The sequence below is a fragment of the Microbispora sp. KK1-11 genome (genome assembly GCF_006874435.1).
GTDB classification, from domain to species: domain Bacteria; phylum Actinomycetota; class Actinomycetes; order Streptosporangiales; family Streptosporangiaceae; genus Microbispora; species Microbispora catharanthi.
Window position 1 is genome coordinate 1 of the sequence record NZ_VIRJ01000079.1, and the last position, 2016, is coordinate 2016.

Annotated in this window: 1 protein-coding gene; it reads left to right on the forward strand. The window is 66.3% G+C overall.

Going from position 1 to position 2016, the window contains the following annotated elements:
- Positions 1–2: 2 nt before the first annotated feature.
- On the forward strand, positions 3–2016 hold a 2014-nt coding region (locus tag FLW16_RS42745), incomplete at its 3' end, for an ATP-dependent Clp protease ATP-binding subunit (RefSeq protein ID WP_142566696.1).

Genomic DNA, 2016 nt, shown 5'->3' on the forward strand with positions numbered 1-2016 from the left:
AGATGTTCGAGAGGTTCACCGACCGTGCGCGGCGGGTTGTCGTCCTGGCCCAGGAAGAGGCTCGGATGCTCAACCACAACTACATCGGTACTGAGCACATTCTTCTTGGCTTGATCCATGAGGGTGAGGGTGTGGCGGCCAAGGCTCTGGAGAGCCTTGGGATCAGTCTCGAGGGGGTGCGCCAGCAGGTCGAGGAGATCATCGGCCAGGGGCAGTCGGCGCCGTCGGGACACATCCCCTTCACGCCGCGGGCCAAGAAGGTTCTTGAGCTGTCGCTGCGCGAGGCGTTGCAGCTCGGGCACAACTACATCGGCACCGAGCACATTCTTCTGGGGTTGATCCGGGAGGGTGAGGGTGTCGCGGCGCAGGTGCTGGTGAAGCTGGGCGCCGATCTGAACAGGGTGCGTCAGCAGGTCATCCAGTTGCTGCACGGTTATCAGGGCAAGGAGCCGGCGGCGGCGGGTGGGCCGCAGGAGTCGGCGCCGTCGACCTCGCTTGTGCTGGACCAGTTCGGGCGCAACCTGACGCAGGCCGCGCGGGAGGGCAAGCTCGACCCGGTGATCGGCCGGGACAAGGAGATCGAGCGGGTCATGCAGGTCCTTTCCAGGAGGACCAAGAACAACCCGGTTTTGGTGGGTGAGCCCGGTGTGGGCAAGACCGCCGTGGTGGAGGGCCTGTCGCAGAAGATCGTCAAGGGTGAGGTGCCCGAGACGCTGAAGGACAAGCAGCTCTACACCCTGGACCTGGGTGCGCTGGTGGCCGGTTCCCGCTATCGCGGTGACTTCGAGGAGCGCCTGAAGAAGGTGCTCAAGGAGATCCGCACCCGCGGCGACATCATCCTGTTCATCGACGAGCTGCACACGCTGGTCGGCGCGGGCGCCGCCGAGGGCGCCATCGACGCCGCGAGCATCCTCAAGCCGATGCTGGCCCGCGGTGAGCTGCAGACGATCGGCGCGACGACCCTGGACGAGTACCGCAAGCACCTGGAGAAGGACGCCGCGCTCGAGCGGCGGTTCCAGCCGATCCAGGTGGCCGAGCCGTCGCTGTCGCACACGATCGAGATCCTGAAGGGTCTGCGGGACCGTTACGAGGCGCACCACCGGGTGTCCATCACCGACGGCGCGCTGGTGGCGGCCGCCACCTTGGCCGACCGGTACATCAGCGACCGGTTCCTGCCGGACAAGGCGATCGACCTGATCGACGAGGCCGGTTCCCGTCTGCGCATTCGCCGGATGACGGCGCCGCCGGACCTGCGCGAGTACGACGAGAAGATCGCGGACGTGCGCCGGGAGAAGGAGTCCGCGATCGACGCGCAGGACTTCGAGAAGGCCGCGGCGCTGCGGGATCAGGAAAAGCAGCTGCAGCTCAAGCGGGAGCGGCGGGAGAAGGAGTGGAAGGCCGGCGACATGGACGTCGTGGCCGAGGTGACCGAGGAGCTCATCGCCGAGGTCCTGGCCATCGCCACCGGCATCCCGGTGTTCAAGCTGACCGAGGAGGAGTCGCAGCGGCTGCTCCGGATGGAAGACGAGCTGCACAAGCGGATCATCGGTCAGGACGACGCGATCAAGGGGTTGTCGCGGGCGATCCGGCGGACCAGGGCCGGGTTGAAGGACCCGCGCCGTCCGGGTGGGTCGTTCATCTTCGCCGGTCCGTCGGGTGTCGGTAAGACCGAGCTGTCCAAGGCGCTGGCGGAGTTCCTGTTCGGGGACGAAGACGCGCTGATCATGCTCGACATGTCCGAGTTCATGGAGAAGCACACCGTCTCGCGGCTGTTCGGCTCCCCGCCCGGTTACGTCGGGTACGAAGAGGGCGGCCAGCTGACCGAGAAGGTGCGGCGCAAGCCGTTCTCCGTGGTCCTGTTCGACGAGATCGAGAAGGCCCACCCCGACATCTTCAACTCGCTGCTGCAGATCCTGGAGGACGGTCGCCTGACCGACGCCCAGGGCCGGGTGGTGGACTTCAAGAACACCGTCATCATCATGACGACCAACCTCGGCACCCGGGACATCTCCAAGG